Genomic DNA, 19758 nt, shown 5'->3' with positions numbered 1-19758 from the left:
TCTAGTGCTCCGACGGCCACCCTTCGGCGACGAGTCGGCGGGTCTCGCCGAGCAGCTGGGACATCGACTTCGTCCGCGCGATGATCGGGAAGAAGTTCGCATCCGACTGCCACCGCGGCACGATGTGTTGGTGCAGGTGGCCGGCCACACCGGCGCCGGCGACCTCGCCCTGGTTCATCCCGATGTTGAAGCCGTCGCAGTGCGACACGGCACGCAGGACGCGCATCGCCGTCTGGGTGAGCTCGCCGATCTCGCGGAGTTCGTCCGGCGTCCCCTCGTCGTAGAGCGGGACGTGGCGGTACGGGCAGACGAGCAGGTGCCCGTTGTTGTAGGGGAACAGGTTGAGCAGGACGTAGGCGTGCTCGCCCCGCGCGACGATGAGGCCGTCCTCGTCGGACTTGTGCGGGGCCTCGCAGAACGGGCAGTCGTCGTCGTGGCCGCGGCCCCTGCCCTCGCGCCCGGCGTCGATGTACGCCATCCGGTGCGGGTTCCAGAGGCGCTGGAACGCATCGGGCACCGCGGCGCCGGTCGCAGCGTCGCGGATCACGAGTGGGTCGTCCGCCCCGCCGGTGCCGGTCGCACCGGCCGGACCCGACGAGTCGGGAGCGGGCACGGCGGTGGGACCGGCCGCGTCGTCGACGCGACCCGTCCCACCGACGGGATCCGTGCCTCCTGGAGGGGTCATCAGACCTGCGCGCGCTCGCGGATCGCGGTGAGGATGCGCTCGACCGCATCGTCCACGGGCACACCGTTGTCCTGTCGACCGTCGCGGAAGCGGAACGAGACCGCGCCGGCGTCGCGGTCGTCGCCGCCCGCGATGAGCTGGAACGGCACCTTCTGCTTCGTGTGCGTGCGGATCTTCTTCTGCATGCGGTCGTCCGAGTGGTCGACCTCGGCACGGACGCCGTGCGAGCGCAGCTTCGCGACGACCTCGTCGAGGTAGTCGCCGTACTCCGCCGCGACCGGGATCGCGACGACCTGGACCGGGGCGAGCCAGGCCGGGAACGCGCCGGCGTAGTGCTCGGTGAGGACGCCGAAGAACCGCTCGATCGAGCCGAACAGCGCGCGGTGGATCATGACGGGGCGCTGCCGCGTGCCGTCCGCCGCCGCGTACTCGAGGCCGAAGCGCTCGGGCAGGTTGAAGTCGAGCTGGACGGTCGACATCTGCCAGGTGCGGCCGATGGCGTCACGGGCCTGCACCGAGATCTTCGGGCCGTAGAAGGCGGCACCGGCGGGGTCCGGCACGAGTTCGAGTCCGGTCTCCTCCGCCACCTCGCGCAGGGTGTTCGTGGCGACGTCCCACACGTCGTCGTCGCCGACGTACTTCTCGGGGTCCTTCGTGGAGAGCTCGAGGTAGAAGTCGTCGAGGCCGTAGTCACGGAGCAGCGACAGCACGAACTGGAGGGTCGTGGTGAGCTCCTCCTTCATCTTCTCCTGCGTGGTGAAGATGTGCGCGTCGTCCTGGGTCAGGCCGCGCACGCGGGTGAGGCCGTGGATGACGCCGGACTTCTCGTTGCGGTAGACCGTGCCGAACTCGAACATCCGCAGGGGCAGGTCGCGGTAGGACCGGGCCTGCGAGCGGTACGCCAGGATGTGCATCGGGCAGTTCATCGGCTTGAGGTAGTAGTCGGCGCCCTGGCGGGTGATGTTGCCGTCCTCGTCGCGTGCCTCGTCCATGTGCATGGCCGGGAACATGCCGTCCTTGTACCAGCCGAGGTGCCCGGAGGTCTCGAACAGGTCGCCCTTGGTGATGTGGGGCGTGTAGACGAAGGAGTAGCCCTCCTGCTCGTGCCGACGGCGCGAGTAGTCCTCCATCTCGCGGCGGATGATGCCGCCCTTCGGGTGGAAGATCGCCAGGCCGGACCCGATCTCGTCGGGGAAGGAGAACAGGTCGAGCTCGGCGCCGAGCTTGCGGTGGTCGCGCTTCGCAGCCTCTTCCAGCCGGAGCAGGTAGGCCTTGAGCTGGTCCTTGTCGGGCCACGCGGTACCGTACACGCGCTGGAGCTGCGGGTTCTTCTCCGAGCCGCGCCAGTACGCCGCGGCGACGCGCATGAGCTTCGACGCGTTGCCGATGATGCGGGTGTGCGGCAGGTGCGGGCCGCGGCAGAGGTCCTGCCAGACGACCTCGCCCGTCTTCGGGTCGACGTTCTCGTAGACCGTCAGCTCGCCGGCACCGACCTCGACGCTCTCGCCGGAGTCGCCGGCGTCCGCAGCACCCTTGAGGCCGATGAGCTCCTGCTTGTAGGGCTCCCCCGCCATGCGTTCGCGGGCTTCCTCGTCGGTGACGACGACGCGGCGGAAGCGCTGGGCCTGCCGGATGATCCGGTCCATGTTCTTCTCGATCGCCTTGAGGTCCTCCGGTGTGAAGGGCTCGGCGACGTCGAAGTCGTAGTAGTAGCCGTCGGTGACCGGCGGGCCGATGCCGAGCTTGGCGTCGGGGTTGATCTGCTGCACCGCCTGCGCGAGCACGTGCGCGGCCGAGTGGCGCAGGATGTCGAGGCCGTCCTGCTCGTCGAGGGTCACCGGCTCGACGAGGTCACCGGCGTCGACCGAGGCCGCGAGGTCCTTGAGCACACCCGCGACACGGATCGCCACGACGCCGCGGACGCCGTCGAACAGCTCGGTGCCCGTCGTGGTCGTCGTCGCGGTGCGGGGCTCGGGTGCCTGGGGCACGGCTGCGGGCTCGGCGTTCTCCGGCGATGCGCCTTCCGGCGCTGCGGCGACTGACTCGGTCACGATGATGGGACTCCTCGGTTGGATGGTGGATCAAGACTAGTGCGCGAGCCGCCCCCCGAGGCTCACGCGGGGACGGCGCCGAGGGTCTGCACGGGCAGGCGCGGCTCGAGGCGCTCGCGACCCGACAGGCCGTCGAGTTCGAGCAGCGCGGCGAAGCCGATCGCCTCGTAGCCGGCGCGCTCGAGCAGGGTCACGGTCGCGGCCGCGGTGCCCCCGGTCGCGAGGACGTCGTCGACAACGAGCACGCGCGTGCCCGCGGGCAGCTGCCCGGGGCGGAGCTCGAGCTCAGCCTCGCCGTACTCGAGCGCGTACTGCTCGCTGAGGACCTCGCCGGGGAGCTTGCCCGCCTTCCGAACGGTGAGGACGCCGACCTGGTGCTGCGCGGCGATCCCGCCGGCCAGCGCGAAGCCGCGGGCCTCGATGCCGGCGACGGCGGCGAAGCCCTCGCCGATCGCGAAGGGTGCTGCGAGTGCCTCGCACACGCGGCCGAACGCGACCGCGTCGGAGAACACCGGCGTGACGTCGCGGAACAGGATCCCCGGCGACGGGAAGTCCGGGACGATGGCGGTGAGGCGTTCGACGAGTGCAGCTGCGGTTTCGGTCACCCGACAACGGTACGGGAGGCGCGGGGTGCGCCCGACCCGCCGCGCACCGTGCGCGGTTGGTTGCTCGGGAGGCGCGGTGCGCGCCCGCCCCGCCTCGCACCGTGCGCGGTTGATGGCTCGGTGCGGGGCTGCCTCCTTGGTGGCTGGACGCGAGCTCGCACCGTGTTGTCGCCGACGTGCTGGGCGGATTCCGGCGCACGGTGCGGCGCGCGCCGGTCGCGGCGGGCGCGACCACTCGGTGCGGGGCTGGTACCCCGCACCGAGTGGTCCACGACGCACCGGACGGCGCAGAGCGCACCGTGCGGCGGGCAGACAGCAGAGCGCACCGTGCGGCGGGCGGACAGGCGCGCCGTGCCGCCGCGGAGCGCGCCGCGCCGCGCGGCTCAGCGCCAGCGGTTGAGCATGCCGACCTGGGTGAGCCACGCGGCCTCGCGGGCGGCGCGCTCCCGTTCGAGGCGCCGGCGCGTCTCGAGGTCGACCGACGGACGCACGTGGTGCGTCCGACGGCTCCAGATGATCAGGGACATCCCGATGCGGAGTGCGATGCGGTCGGAGAGCGAGACCCGACGGCGCACCGCACGGGTATCGGGGGGACGGTTGACGGTCTTCGTTGACAAGGTGGTGCCTTTCAGGCGTGACGACGACTGCCAGGGCATGGCAGTACTGCCCGGAACGCGGGCAAGGGCGATGAATGCGCGAGAATGCATTCCGCGCCCCGTCGAAGAATGCACGACGGGTGCGGTCAGGAATTGCTGCCGATGGAAGGAGCGTCGCACCGGCCACCGACATTCACGACCGGTGTCGGGCACACGCCGAGTGTGTCACCACGAGGGCGACGGGCGAGTGCGACCGAGGGTCGGAACGGCACCGGACGGCGAGGATGACCTCAGCGCGGACGGGCCGGTCGGAGATGCGACTGGTGTGGGACGCCCCGTGTCAGCGGACCCGGATCGGGGTGCCGCCGGACGTACGGATTCCACGGAACGGAGTCGTTTCGGTGAACATCATGGTCAGGCCCCCTCTCGGTCTCGTGCTGACGCGGTGATTACTGCTCGTGAACACTATCCACACCGGCATTCCCCGCGCAACCCTTTTCTCGAGATTCGTCCGGAATTGCATTCCTGAACAGTTCGGGGACGCCGCACACACAGAACGCCCCGGTCCCACGAGGGGTACCGGGGCGTTCGATGCGGACGCGGCGCCTAGACCGCGGCGGGGACCGCGACCGTGGCGTCGAGCGCGCCGTCGACCACGTCGACCCGGACGGTGTCGCCCTCGGCCACGGCCTCGTCGACCACGAGGCTCGCGATGCGGTCGTCGACCTCGCGCTGGATCAGCCGACGGAGCGGACGGGCGCCGTACTCCGGCTCGTAGCCGTGCTCGGCGAGCCACCCGACCGCGGCGTCCGTCACCGTCAGCGTCATCCCCTGGGCGACGAGGCGGAGCGCGGTGTCCTCGAGCAGGAGCGACACGATCGACTCGATCTGCGAGCGGTCGAGCTTGCGGAACAGCACGATCTCGTCGATGCGGTTGATGAACTCCGGCCGCATCGCCTCACGGAGCTTGCCCATGACCCGGGCGCGCAGGTCGTCCTCGGCGAACCCGTCCGCGGAGCCGACCGGCGCGAAGCCGAGGGCACCGGAGCGCGACGCGAGGAACTCCGAGCCGATGTTCGACGTCATGATCACGACCGTGTTCCGGAAGTCCACCGTGCGGCCCTGGCCGTCCGTCAGCCGACCGTCGTCGAGCACCTGCAGCAGCAGGTTGAACACGTCCGGGTGCGCCTTCTCGACCTCGTCGAGCAGGACGACCGAGTACGGGTTCCGACGGACACGTTCGGTCAGCTGCCCGGCCTCGTCGTAGCCGACGTACCCGGGAGGGGCGCCGACCAACCGCGACACGGTGTGCCGCTCGCCGAACTCGCTCATGTCGAAGCGCAGCATCGCCGACTCGTCCCCGAACAGCGACCCGGCCAACGCCTTCGCGAGCTCGGTCTTGCCGACACCGGTCGGACCGAGGAACAGGAAGCTGCCCACCGGACGACGGGGGTCGCCCATGCCGGTCCGGCTGCGCCGCACCGCGGTCGCGATCGCCCGCACGGCGTCGTCCTGGCCGACGACGCGCTCGTGGAGTTCGTCCTCGAGCGCGGCGAGCCGGGAGCGGTCGCCCTGCGTCAGGCGGGTCGCCGGGATGCCGGTGGCACGCGACACGACGGCCGCGATGTCCTCCTCCGTGATCGAGGTGCCGACGGATTCCGGACCGGCGGCGCGACCTGCGTCGGCCGATCCGGCGGCGGTGATCCGCGCCTCCAGTCCGTCGATCTCGTCGCGCAGGCGCGACGCTTCCTCGTAGTGCTCCTCGGCGACGGCCGCGTCCTTCGACGCGGTGAGCGTCGCGACCTGTGCGCGGAGCGCCTCGACGTCGACGTCGCCCGACAGGGCCAGGCGACGACGTGCGCCGGCCTGGTCGATGAGGTCGATGGCCTTGTCCGGCAGGTGCCGGTCGGTGACGTAGCGGTGCGAGAGCTCGACCGAGGCGCGCAGGGCGTCCGGCGTGTAGGTGACGCTGTGGTGCTCCTCGTAGCGCGGGGCGAGTCCGGTCAGGATGGCGACGGCGTCCTCGACGCTCGGCTCCCCCACCGTGACCGGCTGGAAGCGACGCTCGAGTGCGGCGTCCTTCTCGATCCGGCGGTACTCGTTCAGCGTGGTCGCGCCGACCATGTGCAGGTCGCCACGGGCCAGCCGGGGCTTGAGGATGTTGCCGGCGTCCATCGAACCGCCCTCGCCGCCACCACCGGCGCCGACGACGGTGTGGAGCTCGTCCACGAAGACGATGAGCTCGTCGGCGTGCGCCGCGATCTCGTCCATCGCCTTCGTGAGGCGCTCCTCGAAGTCGCCGCGGTAGCGCGTGCCGGAGAGCATGCCGGCGAGGTCGAGGGCGACCACGCGCTTGCCCTGGAGCAGCACGGGCACGTCGCCGTCGGCGATGCGCTGGGCGAGTCCCTCGACGATGGCGGTCTTGCCGACGCCGGGCTCGCCGATGAGGACGGGGTTGTTCTTGGTGCGACGGAGCAGGATCTCGACGGTCTGCTCGATCTCGTCGGCGCGGCCGATCACCGGGTCGATGCGGCCGTCGCGGGCCCGCTCGGTGAGGTCGGTGCCGAACTGGTCGAGCGTCGGGGTGTCGCTCTCGGTGTCGGTGGTCTGGTCGGTGCTCGTGGGCATCGTGCGCCCCTCCCTGGCGGCCGCCGCGGCCTGCGCGGCGTAGTCCTGCATGACCTGCGGGGTGACGCCGGCACTGGCGAGCAGCTGCCCGGTGACGGTGTCCTGGTCCATGACGAGCGCGAAGAAGACGTGCTCGGGATCGGTGTAGGTGCTGCCGAACCCGCGGGCGGCCTGGGTGGCCTCCAGCAGGATCCGCTGCGCGGTCCCGGTCAGGGCCGGGCGACCGTCGGGCTGCTGGCGGGGTTCGCGCGCCATCGGCAGGCGCTGCTCGACCTCCTCCGCGAACTGCTCGGGGTCGACCCCGGCGTGCCGGAGGACCGCGGTGAACGGGTCGGTGCGGACGAGCACGTGCAGGACGTGCAGGGCGTCGATCTCGTGCTGCCCCTGCTCGGCCGCGAACTCGGCGGTGCGCTGGAGCAGCTCGTGGGTGCGACGGCTGAGCAGTCGCGTGATGTCGACCGGGCGTCCCAGCGGTACGGATCGCTGGGCGCCGGAGTCCTGTGCCGCGAGCAGGCGGGCGAGGAACTCGTCGAACGAGTCGTTGCCGCCGGTCGGGCCGAACGTTGCTGGCAAAGGGACCTCCTGGGAACTTGAGTGCCTTCGACTCAATGCAACGCAGGAGGGACCGGGTCATTCCCGGTCGTGGAAGAAACTTGCGGCGACCCGGCTCAGGTCCGTGCGATCGGTGCTGCTGTCGCCTCGGTGATGCGCACGAGGTCCGCCGGGGACACCTCGATGTCGAAGCCGCGACGCCCGCCGGACACGAAGATGCTCGCGTAGGAGAGCGCCGACTCGTCCACCACAGTCGGCAGCTTCGTCTTCTGCCCGACCGGGCTGATCCCGCCCACCACGTAGCCCGTGCGCTTCTCGGCGAGGGCCGGGTCCGCGAGCGTCGCCTTCTTCCCGCCGACGGCAGCCGCGATCGCCTTGAGGTCGAGCCGGTTCGCCACCGGGACGATCGCCACGGCCAGGGCACCGTCGACCGACACCACGAGGGTCTTGAACACTTGCTCCTCGCGGAGCCCGAGGGCGGCCGCGGCCTCCTCGCCGAAGTTCGTGGCGGTCTCGTGGTGCTCGTACACGTGCGGCGTGTACGCGACCCCTGCCCGCTCGAGGGCGGCGGTCGCTGGGGTGCTCGGCGAACCTGCGGTCATGGGCACGATCCTGCCGTGACCAGCCACTTCCCCCACGACGGCGCGCGGGCGTTACCCTGAACGGACCATGACCGTCGTCGAACTCCTGCTGCGCGCCGCCGCCGCGCTGGTGCTCGGCGACCCGTCGGCCGGCGCCGTCCCGCTGCTCGCGGTCGCCGCGCTCGGGCTCACGGCCGTGGCGGTCGCGGTGCTGGTCGCCGGCGTCCTCGCGATCGTCCTCGGCCTGGTGCCGGTCCGGTCGCTGTCGTCGCGCGCCCCGGCCGACCTCGTGACGCGGATCGCGTGGAGCCACCCCGACGCCGACGGGCACGCCCGACCCCGGGCACCGGGAGCCGTCGCCTGAGGCCCTGACCACCGACCGGTGGACGGGCCGTACACGCGACCCCTCCCACCGAACCGATCGGAACGTCATGGACCTCACCACCCTGCCCCTCCTCGGGCCGCTGCTGCACGGCGGCGCCGACCTCCTCGCCGCGACCACCGCGGCGCTCTCCCCCGTCGCCGGAGGGCTCGCCGCCGCCGTCGCCGTCGTGCTGCTCACCCTCGTGGTCCGAGCCGTGCTCGTCCCGCTCGCCGTGCTGCAGGTCCGCGCGGAACGGGACCGCCGACGCCTCGCCCCGCAGATCGCCGCGCTCCGGAAGCGCCACGCGAAGGACGCCGAACGGCTGCAGCGTGCGATGCAGGAGCTCTACACGAACGAGAAGGTCTCGCCGCTCGCCGGGTGCCTGCCCGTCCTCGCCCAGGCACCGGTGCTGTCGCTCGTGTACACACTGTTCACGCACGCCTCGATCGACGGCACGGTGAACACCCTGCTGACGGCCACGCTCGCGGGCGTCCCGCTCGGGCACTCGCTCGTGGTCGTCGTGACCTCGCCGCTCTGGTGGCACGCGTGGGTCGTGGTGCTCCTGCTCGCCGTGCTCGCCCTCGTGGTCGAGCTCACCCGCCGCGCGAACCTGCGGTGGAACCCGGCGGCGGCGCCGGACGCCGCGGTGCCGGGAGCGGGTGCGACGGCGGCGATCGGCCGGTGGGCACCGTTCGTCACGGTGGTGTTCGCCGCGATCGCGCCCCTGGCCGCCGCACTCTACGTCGTCACGAGTGCGGCGTGGACGCTCGGGGAGCGTGCGGTGCTGCGACGCGTGCTCGCCTGACGTCGCGGTCGGGCGGCGGGCGTGTCAGCCGCCCTGGCCCTCCTGCTGCGGGCCCTGGTCGACGGGGTCGTACTCGGTGCCGCGTCCCTGCTCCTCGTCCGGCAGGGGGACGTGCCGCTCGGTCCCCGTCCCGCCCGGGCTCGTCGCGACGTAGTCGGCCTCCCCGGACTGCGTGTCGTGGCTCAGCGGCTCGAGGGTCTCGGGGTCGGGATCGTGCTTGTCGCTCATGACCCCCGTCTACGCCCCGCGAACTGGGTGCGCGCCCGCACGGCGCCGGTGGGACGATGGGCGGACAGTGCGACCGGACCGGGAGTGCGCATGGCCGACGACGACGTGGCAGCAGAACGAGCACGGCTCGAGGCGCTCGCATGGGGTGGTGCCGCGTCCGAGACCGACGCGGCCGCAGCGCGGCTCGCCCTCGAGCGGCTCGGCCGAGGACGGCGCGGTCCAGGAGGCGCGGCTCCCGTCTCCCCGCGGGCCCGGTCGACGGGGCGGTCGCGTCCGACCTCCGCGGCGGGCTCCGACCGGGCCGTCACGTCCGGCACGACGAGCCCGTTCGGCACCGGCGGCGCGCGGCCCCTCGCCGGTTCCTCTGGCGCCGTCGCCGACCAGATGGCGACGTCGGCACCGCGTCCGGTCTCGGTGCCGTCGACACCGGGGCCGCGGACACCGGACGTGGGACCGCAGGGCGCTGCCGCCGCCGAGGGTGGGCCGGGCCCGGTCGACCGGGCGGCGACCGACGACACGAGCGGGGTCGCCGACGGACCGGACCACGAGACGGAGCCGGGTGACCGTGGCGGAGGCGGGTCGCGCCTCCTGGACCGCATCGGCGCCTGGCGAACGCGAGCCGCACGGGTGCTCTGGACGACCCGGCCACGGGTCTGGATCGGGCTGGGCGTCGCGGCGGCCGTCGGTGTGGCGTTCGCGGCGGGGACGGTGGTCGGGACCTCGAGGCCGGACCCGGCGGCGGCGCCGAGCGTGACGCCGAGTGCCGGGACGATCACGCTCGAGGACCTGCTGGACGCGCCGCAGACCTACGCCGACCAGCTGCCGGGACCGGTCGAGGCGCCGGTCACGCTCCGGACGACGCGACTCATCTTCACGAACCGCGCGCTCGACGGCGGCTCGTTCGAGACGCCCTGGAGCGTGTGGGCCGGCGTCGGGACGGACCGCTCGACGATCTGCCTCGTCGCGACGGCGAACCGGCTGGAGTCGACGTCCGCGTGCTACCCGCGGCAGGACGCGCTGCACGGGTCGGTCTCGCTGTCGGCGCAGTCGATGAGCGGCACGCTGACGCTGAGCCTCCGGGGCGGCGGGGTGCAGGGCACCGTGACGAACGAGAACTGATCGATCGAGCCCGTGCGGACTGCGCCCGCCCGGCCGGTCCTAGGCGGACGGTTCGCCGGATCGACGCGTCCGGATCGCGCCGGTGACCACCCCGACCGATCCGGTGACCGTCTGGATCGCCCGGCTGATCGTCGGGACCGACGTCGTGACGACGGCGAGCGAGGAGGTGATGGCCTCGAGCGACGACGTCGACAGGTGCTCCTGCGCGTGCGTCCGCGCCGGGAAGCCCTTGCGTGCGGCGATCACGACGCCGAGGGACGCGACGAGGACCGCTCCACCGGCGAACGGCATCCACTGGAGGCCGACGGCGCCGAGGGCCTGGCCGCCGAGGGCCGCGCCGCCGGCGATCCCGATGTTCGAGGCGCCGTTCACGAGCGCACCGGCGATGTCGGGCGACACGCCACCGGTGCGGATCGCAGCGGCCATGAAGAGCGTGCCCGTGGTGCCGTTCGCCGCCATCCAGACGCCGGCGACGGTCATCGTGCCCACGAGCGATCCGTGGACGAAGGGCAGCACGGCGAACGCGGCAGCCATGACCACGACCGAGACGATCAGGGTCTGCCGCGGAGCGCGGTCGACGAACAGTCCGGCGAGCCAGAGTCCGACGACCCCGGTGGCACCCAGGACGAGGAGCGCGCCGGAGACCAGGTCGGGCGCGAGTCCGGCGTCGATGGCGTACGGGCCGATGTACGTGTAGACGACGTAGTGGCCCGCGAAGAGGAGCAGGTCGGCGACGACGACCGAGAGCAGGCCGGTCCGGGCCCAGGCGCGCGGCGAACCGATGTGCGGCGAGGAGGCACCGCGGACGGCCGGCAGGAAGGCGAGCGCGACGCCTGCGAGCACCGCCGAGGCGACCGCCACGGAACCCACGGCGGGTCGCCATCCGATGTGCTGCGCGACCCAGGTCGCGATCGGGACGCCGAGCACGAAGCCGAGCGAGCTGCCCGCAGTACACGAATGCGATCGCACGGCCCGCGAGGCGCGGTGGCACGATCCGGGTCGCGTACGCCGAGGCGACGGAGAAGAACAGCGCGTGGGCCACACCGCCGACGATCCGTCCCGCGCACACCACGGCGAAGGACGGCGCGAGCGCGACCATGAGGTTGGAGACGGCGTACCCGACGAGGGTCGCGACGAGGACCGCCTTGCGCGGCAGCCGGGCCGTGAACGACGTCAGGGGCAGCGCGAGCAGGGCCACGGCCGCCGCGTACACGGTGACGACGATGCCCATGGTCGACTCGGAGACCCCGAGGTCGTGGCTCATCGTGCCGAGCAACCCGACCGGCATGAGCTCCGTCGTGATCGCGAAGAACGTGGCGAGCCCGAGCACGGCGATGCCGACGATCGAACCGGTCGTCACGGTGATCGGCCGCGTGTGCGTGGGCACGGCCGAGGTTCGGGTGGTGGTGGTTGACACGGGGCTGACCTCCTCGCTGGGGACGTCCGGGCGCACGGCGACGACGTCGGAGGAGACGAGGAACTGCGCGCTCGAGCTGTGGATGTGGTTGTGGGTACGACTCCACGGCGAGTGCGCTCCTCCAGTCTTGCACGGTGTGGCGAGGGGCGCGAGGGGGTGCCGCTGAGAACTTCCTCGGACCGCTCCAACGGCGCAGTGACGGGAATTGTTCCCGGGACGCAGAACGGGGTGGGACCGCGCGGCCCCACCCCGTTGCGCGACAGGTGTCAGTCCTGCAGGTGCGACGTCCGGCGACGGTTGCGCACCGCGCGGAACGTCAGGAGTCCGCCGCCGAGCAGCACGAGCACGCCCGCGGCGATGAGCCCCGGCGTCAGGTCGGCGCCCGTGTAGGCGAGGGCGCCGTTCGTCGGGCCGGAGCCCGTCGCGGCGACCGGCGCGGCCGTCGGGACGGGGCTCACCGATGGCGTCGGCGTGGCGGTCGGCGTCGGGCTCGGGGTCGCGGCGGCTGCGACGACGAGGTCGTCGACGGTCACCACGTCGGTGTCGTCGAGACCGGACGTGAACCCGACCGTCGCGTCGCTCCCGGAGACCGACACGGTGTAGTCGGTCGACGGGGCGAGGCCGTCGAGCGTGTACCGGCCGTCGGTGCCGGTGGTGGCCGTCACGGGTCCGCCCGAGTCCGCCTCGTCCGGCGTGGCCGTCACGGTGCGTCCGGCGACCGGCGCGTCGTTGGTGTCCAGGACACGGCCGTTCGCGCTCGTGGTGACCGCCTCGGGCGCTGCCGGGGTCGTGAAGGCGAAGTCGCGGGTCTGGTCCGCGCCGCCGCCGACCAGCGTCACCGCGGTGCTCGTCGCCGTGCCCGTCGCGTCCGGTGTCGGCAGTGCCGAGCGGACCGTGTAGGTGCCGCCCACCGTCGTGAACGAGTACGAGCCGTCAGTGCCGGTGACCGTCGTCCCGACGACCGTGCCGGCCGCGTCGAGCAGCTCCACGGCCACCCCGCCCTGTGGTGTCCCGTCGAGGCGGACGACGCCGCCGACGCTCGCGACGGCGGCGGTCTCGATCGGGTCGGCCCGCGTGGGTGCCGCGGGAGCCGCCTCACCCGTCGTGACCGTGACCGGGTCCGCCCCATCGACGGCGACGGTGACCGGTGTGTTCGGGGTCAGGCCTGACGCCGTGTAGTAGCCCTCGTCGTTCGTGACCGTCTGGATCGGCGCGGTCGCGTTCGGGTCGGTGATGACCACGGGGACGTCCGCCGCAGGGTTGCCCGCGTCATCGACGACCTGTCCGATCACCGCGGTGGTCCCCGTGGGCGACGTGAACGTGAAGTCGCGGACCTGGTCCGCACCTCCCGGGACGCCGTTTAACGAGACACCCGTCGCCGTGGCGGCACCCGTCGCCCCGGGCGGAGCGGTGATCGCCACCTCGTAGTCGTTGATGACGGGGAGCTCGGGGAACGCGTACTTCCCCTCGGCGTCCGTCGTCGTCGTGTACACGGTCCCGCGCGGCGCCGTCACGGTGACGGTCGCGCCGGGGATCGGCGTGCCGTCGAGCGTGGCCGTGCCGGTGATCGCGGCGGTGCGGTTGGCGAACCACGTCTGGTAGACGGGGAACCCGCTCCGGCGCTCGTACGTGATGGTCAGGCTCGTCAGCGGGGTCGTCGGCGTGAACCAGGCGGTCGCGCCGGCGGTGTCCACCGAGCCCGTGTTGCCCGTGAGCGTCAGCGTGGCGGGGTCCCAGGTCGGGACGTCCCGCCCGGTCGACCCGTCCGGATCCGCCGGGCACGACCAGCCACCCGGCGAGGTCGCCGAGCACGAGTTGTAGACGCTCTCGAACCCGAGGTCAGCGGCGGTCGCGGCGGCGCCCGACTGGGTGACCGCCGAGATCGTCGCACGGTCGGCGTCGACGTCGCCGAGCACGAAGGACCAGCTGCTCGCACCCGGTGTCGGCTCCGCGAACGTGTACGTGGTGACCGACGGCTGGCCGGCCGCATCGGCGAGCGGTCGCTGGTTGAGGTAGGTGTTGCCGCGACTCGACCCGTACGCCGTGCCCGGACCGGTGTTCGGGCCCTGCCAGGTCGAGTTGCCGCTGATCACGGTCGACTGCCGCGAGTTGGACGTGAAGGTGGTCTCCGGGAAACCAGGCATGCTGACGGTGCCGGTGTAGGCCTTGCTCTGGCCGGCGAGGGTGAACGTCCCCCAGTGTCCGACCGGTTCAGCGGAGGCGGACGACGCGCCGACGAGCGCGAGTCCCCCTCCGAGTGCGAGGGCGGTCAGTGCCGCCGTGACGGTGCGCAAGCGCCGCATCGTGCTCCCCTGCTCGTGCTGACCTGGTCCCTGAGCCAGACGCCGGATTCTCGACGCTTGCTCAGGCTATCCACGGGGCGCGAAGTCCGTCCAGAACGAGACGAGTTCGTGATGGTCGATCACTCCGCGGTCAGCCGGTCCAGCGCCTCGACCTGTCCCGCGACGACCATCGAGCGCGCCTCGTCGATCGGGACCCACCGCGCGTCGTCGACCTCCGGCACCTCGACGAACCGTCCGGAGCCCCGCGGCAGCTCGATCCGCGTCGTGTTCGACCGCACCCGATCGACCGAGAAGCCCGGGGCGTCGACCGCGAACACCCGCACGCGCTTGCCGGACGCCTGCCGCACCTCGCCGAGGTCGGTCACCGGTCCGTCCGGTGCGGCGACCCCGATCTCCTCGGCGAACTCACGCCGTGCGGTGTCGAGCGGGTCCTCGTCCCCCTCGACGATCCCCTTCGGGATCGACCACGCGCGCGGGCGGTTCCGCCAGAACGGCCCGCCCATGTGCGCGATCCAGACCTGCACGCCGGCGTCGTCGGCCCGGTACAGCAGGAGTCCAGCGCTCAACACCACAGCGCGAGGCTACACAGCGGGCAACGGCGACACAGCGGGCAACGGGAGTAGTTTGCAGCGCAAGGAGCGCCATGGCGACGCCCCCGGAGGACCCCGGACGAGGAGGTCGATCGGGATGGACGAACGGTGGACGACGGTCACACTGGCCGCCGACGCGGCGAAGCCGCACGAGGAAGCCCTGCACTGGGTCACGTCCCGGGTCGGCACGGGCATCGAGCGCATCCGGGTCATCGGCGTGGACCCGGCGATCGAAGGGCGCACCGGACCGGACGGCAAGCGCGTGGCCGACGCCCTGGCGGACGCTGCCCGCACCGCGATGCCCGACGTCCGGGTCGAGGTGCGTCGGCACGCCGGGCCCTTCGCCGCGGCACTCGTCGAGGAGTCGGACGGTGGCGACCTGCTCGTCGTCGGGACCTTCCGTGGCCGGCGCGGTTCGACGGCTGGTGGGGACCCGGCGCGGGTCGCCGAACGTGCAGCGGTGCCGACGATCGTCGTGCCGGAGGGGCCGCACCCGATCGACGGCGACGTCGTCCTCGCGGTCGAGGAGCCGATCGACGAACGCGCCCTCGCGATCGCCGTCGACGAGGCGCACCGACTCCACCGTCGCGTGACGCTCCTGCGTGCCTGGGAGATGCCGGTGCTGACCCGCACGGGCCTCACGGACTTCGCCGAGGACCCGTTGCGGTGGCGCACCCGGAACGCCGAGCTGCTGCAGCGGGTCACGACGGCCCTGACCGCTCGGTACCCCGGCGTCCGGTTCCACCCGCTGCTCGTCGAGGGGCACCCGGGCCGTGCGATCGCCGCGCACACCCGCCGTGCCTCGCTCGTCGTGCTCGGCCTCGGGCACGTGACGGCGCTCTCGGGGTCGGTGCTGCACGACGTCCTGCGGGAGACGGCATCGCCGGTGTGCGTGGTCCCACGGGCGGCGCACGGCGCACACGACGTCGGCGGCGCGGAGGTCCCCGCCGCGACCGGTCAGCCGGCGAGGTCGCGCGCAGCGGATGCCACGCGCTTCGTGAGGTAGGCGACGCCTCGCGTGTTCGGGTGCAGGGCGCCCGGCTCGAGGTCGATCCGCCGCAGGTCGCCGGTGCCGTCGAGCGAGACGCCCGACACGTAGGGCTTCTTCGTCGCGCACGCCGAGTGCGCCTGGGTGGACGAGAACACGTCCACGAACCGGACCCCGGCCGCCCGTGCCGCCGACGCCGAGACGTCGTTCAGCGCCTCCTGCACGCCGTGCAGGTACCGCACGTCGGTGTTCGTGAACGGGTACGAGTTCGTCGGGAAGGACCCCGCGAGCGTCCCGAGGTCGAGGGCGGACCGGAAGCAGCCGCCCTTCGGCGTGTGGTCGGCGTCCGGGAAGATCGCCGGGTACCCGAGGAAGACGATCGTCGCGTTCGGCGCGGCCTCCTTGACCGTGGCGAGGGTGTCGGCGATGCCGAGGGCGACGCGGGACTCGATCTTCGTGCCGAGCAGGTCCTCGCCGTCGGTCACGAGCGTGCTCCGGCAGGACGGTGCGTCGCGACCGGAGAACACCGGGCCCTTCGCCGAGAGCGCGAGGCAGGACGCCGCCGTGCCGAAGAGGTCGGCGTCGTTCCCACCGATCGTCAGCGTCACCAGGCGGGTGCGCTCGGACAGCGACCGGATCTGCGGGGGCACACCCTTGAACTGGAAGCCGCTCGTGACGTCGTCGCTCGTGGCGCCACCGCACGTGACGTCGGTGAGGGCGAGCCCGAAGCGCGCGGCGATGCGGTGCGGGTAGTCCTGGGCGGACTGCCCGCACGCACTCGTCGGCAGGTGCGTCGGGTCGGACAGCCCGTACCCGGCGGAGTACGAGTCGCCGAGCGCGACGTACTCGCTGCCCGGCGGGATGTCCGCGAGCGTCTCCGCCGGCACACCGGTCACCGGGTAGGGCTGCGGGACCGGCCACATCGGCGCAGCCGACGACGCACCACCACCCGCGACCGATCCGGCGAGCACGACGAAGACCGCCACCACGGCGAGCAGCGTCGAGCGGACGGAGCGGAGCAGGTTCGGCCTCCAGGGACGGGTCGGACGGACCAGGCTAACCGGTCGACCCGGCTGCCGCGGTCAGCGACCGACCGGGCGCCGCGGTCAGCGACGGCCCAGGCGCCGCTCTCCCCCGCTGCCGGTGCGGTACTCGAGCCCGTAGTGCTGGTAGACCTCCGGTTCGAGCGACGCGTCGAGCTCGCCGTCGGTCGCGATCGTCGGCGCGGCCTTGATGGTCTTCTTCGGGTACGCGACACGCAGGTGCTTCGGCGCGACGAGGGCTCCGGTCAGGGGCACGAACAGGAGCTTCTGGAAGCCGACCATCCCCGTGGTCACCGCGCCGAAGGCAGGCTCGGACGTCGCGGTGTCGTAGTAGATGCTCTCGAGCGTCCCGACCTTGTCGTCCGCCTCGTCGACGACCGGCAGGCCGATCCAGTCCCGGATGTTCGCGGCTTCGAACACGTGCGCCTCCTCGCGAGCACCCGGCGCGTCCGGGTCGCTCCCCGTCGACGCTACCGGGCCTCGGACGGGTCGGTCACGCCGAGCGAGTCCACCGCGGCGAGCACGTCGTCGGGTCCGATGGCGAGCAGCGCGGGGTCCGGGTCCTCGGCGAAGACGTCGCCGCGCCGCACCGAGGCATCGGTGAGGACGACGTGCGGACCGGAGGCGGGCGGCCCCCACGCCTCCGGCGGCGCCGGACCGAAGACGACCACCGACGGGACGCCGTAGGCGGACGCGAGGTGCGCGGCACCGGTGTCGACCGTCACGACGAGCCGTGCGGCCGCGATCACGCCCGCGAAGTCCTGTAGCGCGAGCACGCCGGCCAGGACCGCCCCCGGCGCCAGCCCGGCCGCCTGCGCGACGGCGGCGGCGCGCTCGACGTCGTCCGCGCCTCCCGTCAGCACCACGTCGAGGCCGCGCTCGCGCAGTCCGCGCACCACGGCGGCGAAGCGGTCCGTCGGCCAGTGCCGCGCACCGTGGAACGCGCCGACGTGCACGACCGCGGCACCCTCGGCGACCGGCGGCGCGTCGGGACGGGCGATCGCGACGTCGTCGGGGTCGGCCTCGATCCCGTGCCACCGGAGCAGGTCGGCCCAGCGGTCGCGCTCGTGCACCGCGTCGGGCCACTCCGGTCCGTCGAAGCCGTTCGTGGGGTCGGCGTGGCCGATCACCCGACGGGCACCGAGCGCGGCGACGAGGTCGGACGACTCCGGCCCGGCGCCGTGCAGGTTCACGGCCACGTCGACCGCGCCCGCGGGTGCGCCGATCGGGTGGTCCAGACCATGCTGGGCGAGGTGCACGTCGACCTCGGGTACGAGCTCCACGACGGGCGCCAGCCAGGCCGTCGTCGCGAGCGAGATCCGGTGGTCCGGGAAGGCGCGGCGCAGCGCGTGCAGTGCGGGCACGGCGACGAGCAGGTCGCCGAGCTTGATGGCGCGGAGGACGAGCAGCTCGGGGCGCCCGTCGGACGGGGGCAGGGTGTCGACGGCGGTCACCGCGCCGACGGTAGACGGATGCCGCCGCCCGCCCGTCCGGGAACGCGTTCCGCGGCTGTTCCTGAACACGTCACCGGCCCGCGGTCGGTACGTCAGGAGCATGGCCCTCGCTCCGGACCGCACCGTGCGCGGTCTCCTCTTCGACCGGGACGACACGCTCGTCATCGACGTCCCGTACAACGCCGACCCGCACCGGGTGGTGCCCGTCCCCGGCGCGCGTCGAGCGGTGGCACGTGCCCGTGCCGCAGGGCTGGCGCTCGGGGTCGTCACGAACCAGTCGGTGATCGCGAAGGGGATGGCGACGCGCGAGCAGGTCGACGCCACGAACGCCCGGGTGGACGAACTCGTCGGACCCTTCGACGTGTGGTGCGTCTGCCCGCACGACGCCGACGACGACTGCGCGTGCCGGAAGCCGCGGCCCGGGATGGTCCTCGACGCGGCCGGACGACTCGGCCTCGACCCGTCCGAGCTCGTGGTCGTCGGCGACATCGGCGCGGACGTCGGCGCCGCTCTGGCCGCGGGCGCCCAGGCCGTCCTGGTCCCGACGCCGCGCACCCGGCAGGAGGAGGTCGACGCCGCGCCGACGGTCGCGGCGACGATCGAGGACGCCGTGGCGCTCGTCCTCGACCACGTGCGGGCGGTGCGCTCGTGAGGACCGGACCCCGGGTCCTCGTCGTCCGGCTCGACTCGTTCGGCGACGTCCTCGTCGCCGGGCCCGCCGTCCGGGCCGTGGCCGCCGGCGCGTCCCACGTGACGATGCTGTGCGGGCCGCAGGGTGCGCCCGCCGCGGACCTGCTGCCCGGCGTGGACCGGGTCCGGGTCTGGGCGGCGCCGTGGGTCACCGAGACCGCCCGCCCGATCGACGACGCACTGCTCGCCGACTTCCGCGCCCTGGTCGCCGAGGAGGCGCCGGACGAGGCCGTGGTCCTCACCTCGTTCCACCAGTCGCCGCTGCCGGTCGCGCTGCTGCTCCGCCTCGCGGGCGTCCGTCGTGTCTCCGGCGCGAGCGTCGACCACCCCGGTTCACTGCTCGACGTGCGGCTCCGACCCGGCGAGGACCTCCCCGAGGACGTCCCGGAACCCGAGCGCGCCCTCCGCATCGCCGAGGCCGCCGGGTTCCGACTGCCGTCGGGTGCGTCCAGGAGGCTCGGCGTGCGTCTCGACGTCGCCCCGCCTGCCGAGGTGGCCGGGCTGGACCGGTACGTGGTCGTGCACCCCGGCGCGAGCGTCCCGGCCCGCGCTTGGCCGGAGGACCGTCACCGGGCCCTCGTCGCCGCGTACGCGGCGCAGGGCACCGCCGTCGTCGTCACGGGCTCGCCGGGCGAACGTGCCCTGACGGCGCGGGTCGCCGGCGACACCGCGATCGACCTCGGCGGACGCACCACGCCGGCCGAGCTCGCGGCGGTCCTGGCCGGTGCCGAGGTCGTCGTCGTGGGCAACACGGGGCCGGCGCACCTCGCCGCAGCGGTGGGCGTGCCGATCGTCAGCCTGTTCTCGCCGGTGGTCCCTGCCGTCAAGTGGGCGCCGGACGCACCGCTCGTCGAACTGCTCGGCGACCAGGGGGCTCCGTGCCGCCTCAGCCGAGCGCGCGAGTGCCCGGTGCCGGGCCACCCGTGTCTGTCCTCCGTGCGCATCGAGGACGTCCTCGAAGCGCATCGGCGGCTGCTCGACCGCGCTTCCCGGATGGTCCGGAGAAGTCTGCGGAGCACGCCAGAAGGAGCTGCGTAGCTTCCGGACTGCTCCTCCTCC

At 73.0% G+C, this 19758-nt stretch carries 20 protein-coding genes and 1 pseudogene; 7 read left to right on the top strand and 14 right to left on the bottom strand.

Annotation, left to right across the window (positions count from 1 at the left end):
* Position 1: 1 nt before the first annotated feature.
* The 6 genes from QE359_RS13350 to ybaK all read right to left on the bottom strand — a co-directional run bounded on the left by QE359_RS13350 (position 2) and on the right by ybaK (position 7719).
* Positions 2-685: an HIT domain-containing protein gene (locus tag QE359_RS13350; RefSeq protein WP_309779566.1), complete on the bottom strand. Its 684-nt coding sequence runs from the start codon at positions 683-685 to the stop codon at positions 2-4.
* A complete protein-coding gene (gene thrS, locus QE359_RS13345) occupies positions 685-2736 on the bottom strand; it encodes a threonine--tRNA ligase (RefSeq protein ID WP_396127739.1) in 2052 nt (683 codons plus the stop codon). Before thrS ends, QE359_RS13350 begins: the two co-directional genes overlap by 1 nt.
* Positions 2737-2798: 62 nt before the next feature.
* A complete protein-coding gene (locus QE359_RS13340) occupies positions 2799-3341 on the bottom strand; it encodes an adenine phosphoribosyltransferase (RefSeq protein WP_070418966.1) in 543 nt (180 codons plus the stop codon).
* A 383-nt stretch (positions 3342-3724) separates the two neighbouring features.
* Positions 3725-3958 (bottom strand): hypothetical protein, encoded by a 234-nt coding sequence (locus QE359_RS13335; protein ID WP_309779564.1) that lies wholly within the window; start codon positions 3956-3958, stop codon positions 3725-3727.
* A gap of 585 nt (positions 3959-4543) precedes the next feature.
* Positions 4544-7138, bottom strand: coding sequence for an ATP-dependent Clp protease ATP-binding subunit (locus QE359_RS13330; protein WP_309779563.1), 2595 nt, complete (start codon positions 7136-7138; stop codon positions 4544-4546).
* A gap of 95 nt (positions 7139-7233) precedes the next feature.
* On the bottom strand, positions 7234-7719 hold the full coding sequence (gene ybaK / locus QE359_RS13325; RefSeq protein WP_070418963.1) for a Cys-tRNA(Pro) deacylase: 486 nt from the start codon (positions 7717-7719) through the stop codon (positions 7234-7236).
* Positions 7720-7786: 67 nt separating this feature from the next.
* Between ybaK and QE359_RS13320 the strand changes: the two genes are divergently transcribed.
* Positions 7787-8062 (top strand): hypothetical protein, encoded by a 276-nt coding sequence (locus QE359_RS13320; protein WP_309779562.1) that lies wholly within the window; start codon positions 7787-7789, stop codon positions 8060-8062.
* Positions 8063-8129: 67 nt separating this feature from the next.
* A complete protein-coding gene (gene yidC, locus QE359_RS13315; RefSeq protein WP_309779561.1) occupies positions 8130-8867 on the top strand; it encodes a membrane protein insertase YidC in 738 nt (245 codons plus the stop codon).
* A gap of 24 nt (positions 8868-8891) precedes the next feature.
* Here yidC and QE359_RS13310 read toward each other — a convergent pair whose 3' ends face one another.
* The gene (locus tag QE359_RS13310; RefSeq protein ID WP_071294668.1) at positions 8892-9095 is read right to left on the bottom strand and encodes a hypothetical protein; all 204 of its coding nucleotides are present in this window, start codon (positions 9093-9095) and stop codon (positions 8892-8894) included.
* Positions 9096-9185: 90 nt separating this feature from the next.
* Here QE359_RS13310 and QE359_RS13305 point away from each other — a divergent pair, with 90 nt between their 5' ends.
* Entirely contained in the window at positions 9186-10214 is a 1029-nt protein-coding gene (locus QE359_RS13305; protein WP_309779560.1) for a hypothetical protein, read from the top strand.
* 39 nt (positions 10215-10253) lie between these two features.
* Here the strand turns inward: QE359_RS13305 and QE359_RS13300 are convergent, their stop codons facing one another.
* Together QE359_RS13300 and QE359_RS19135 are read right to left on the bottom strand one after the other, a co-directional pair.
* Positions 10254-11183, bottom strand: coding sequence for an MFS transporter (locus tag QE359_RS13300; protein WP_309779559.1), 930 nt, complete (start codon positions 11181-11183; stop codon positions 10254-10256).
* Positions 11184-11226: 43 nt separating this feature from the next.
* Positions 11227-11478, bottom strand: a pseudogene (locus QE359_RS19135) (MFS transporter); the annotation flags it as partial.
* Positions 11479-11500: 22 nt separating this feature from the next.
* On the opposite strand from QE359_RS19135, the gene QE359_RS13295 reads away from it, so the two are divergent.
* The gene (locus tag QE359_RS13295; RefSeq protein ID WP_309779558.1) at positions 11501-11797 is read left to right on the top strand and encodes a hypothetical protein; all 297 of its coding nucleotides are present in this window, start codon (positions 11501-11503) and stop codon (positions 11795-11797) included.
* Positions 11798-11897: 100 nt separating this feature from the next.
* Here the strand turns inward: QE359_RS13295 and QE359_RS13290 are convergent, their stop codons facing one another.
* Together QE359_RS13290 and QE359_RS13285 are read right to left on the bottom strand one after the other, a co-directional pair.
* Positions 11898-13925: a carboxypeptidase-like regulatory domain-containing protein gene (locus tag QE359_RS13290; protein WP_309779557.1), complete on the bottom strand. Its 2028-nt coding sequence runs from the start codon at positions 13923-13925 to the stop codon at positions 11898-11900.
* 128 nt (positions 13926-14053) lie between these two features.
* On the bottom strand, positions 14054-14506 hold the full coding sequence (locus tag QE359_RS13285) for an NUDIX domain-containing protein (RefSeq protein WP_309779556.1): 453 nt from the start codon (positions 14504-14506) through the stop codon (positions 14054-14056).
* A 115-nt stretch (positions 14507-14621) separates the two neighbouring features.
* On the opposite strand from QE359_RS13285, the gene QE359_RS13280 reads away from it, so the two are divergent.
* Positions 14622-15530, top strand: coding sequence for a universal stress protein (locus QE359_RS13280; protein ID WP_309779555.1), 909 nt, complete (start codon positions 14622-14624; stop codon positions 15528-15530).
* Here the strand turns inward: QE359_RS13280 and QE359_RS13275 are convergent.
* From QE359_RS13275 to QE359_RS13265, 3 genes are all read right to left on the bottom strand, one after another.
* Positions 15482-16501 (bottom strand): SGNH/GDSL hydrolase family protein, encoded by a 1020-nt coding sequence (locus QE359_RS13275; protein WP_309779554.1) that lies wholly within the window; start codon positions 16499-16501, stop codon positions 15482-15484. The genes QE359_RS13280 and QE359_RS13275 overlap by 49 nt on opposite strands.
* Before the next feature lie 117 nt (positions 16502-16618).
* The gene (locus QE359_RS13270; RefSeq protein WP_070418952.1) at positions 16619-16975 is read right to left on the bottom strand and encodes a PRC-barrel domain-containing protein; all 357 of its coding nucleotides are present in this window, start codon (positions 16973-16975) and stop codon (positions 16619-16621) included.
* Positions 16976-17025: 50 nt separating this feature from the next.
* Positions 17026-18009: a glycosyltransferase family 9 protein gene (locus QE359_RS13265; RefSeq protein ID WP_309779553.1), complete on the bottom strand. Its 984-nt coding sequence runs from the start codon at positions 18007-18009 to the stop codon at positions 17026-17028.
* 100 nt (positions 18010-18109) lie between these two features.
* Between QE359_RS13265 and QE359_RS13260 the strand changes: the two genes are divergently transcribed.
* Together QE359_RS13260 and QE359_RS13255 are read left to right on the top strand one after the other, a co-directional pair.
* Positions 18110-18661, top strand: coding sequence for an HAD-IIIA family hydrolase (locus QE359_RS13260; RefSeq protein ID WP_071294660.1), 552 nt, complete (start codon positions 18110-18112; stop codon positions 18659-18661).
* Entirely contained in the window at positions 18658-19737 is a 1080-nt protein-coding gene (locus QE359_RS13255) for a glycosyltransferase family 9 protein (RefSeq protein ID WP_309779552.1), read from the top strand. Before QE359_RS13260 ends, QE359_RS13255 begins: the two co-directional genes overlap by 4 nt.
* The last annotated feature ends 21 nt before the right edge of the window (positions 19738-19758 follow it).

Origin of the sequence: Curtobacterium sp. SORGH_AS_0776, assembly GCF_031453355.1 — a bacterium.
Lineage (GTDB): Bacteria > Actinomycetota > Actinomycetes > Actinomycetales > Microbacteriaceae > Curtobacterium.
The sequence above is the reverse complement of the archived record's forward strand: the minus strand, read 5'-3'. Positions and strand labels throughout refer to the sequence as shown.